General features: G+C 67.5%; 1 protein-coding gene. It reads left to right on the top strand.

Going from position 1 to position 255, the window contains the following annotated elements:
• On the top strand, positions 1 to 255 hold a 255-nt coding region (locus tag IB274_RS29535; RefSeq protein ID WP_192436306.1), incomplete at both ends, for a hypothetical protein.

The raw sequence follows: 255 nt of genomic DNA on the forward strand, positions 1-255 counted from the left end.
GGCCGTTCCTGGCCCAGCTCGCCGAAAGCCCGCGCCAGGTCGGTGACCTGGCGCTGCTCGCGCTGATTCATTTCCTGCAATTGCTGGCCGAGGCCGGCAGAACCGAATACGCCCCGCAGCCCCTGAGCGATATCTCCCTGGCGCTGACCGAACGCCGACAACGCCTGCTCGTCTCCCTCGCGGGCGGCACTGAAGATCGCGCCGATGGTGCTGCTGCCAAAGACACCGCCATCACCGCCGCCAAAGCCGAGGAAG

The sequence above is a fragment of the Pseudomonas sp. PDM18 genome (genome assembly GCF_014852585.1).
In the GTDB taxonomy this organism is placed as follows: Bacteria; Pseudomonadota; Gammaproteobacteria; order Pseudomonadales; family Pseudomonadaceae; genus Pseudomonas.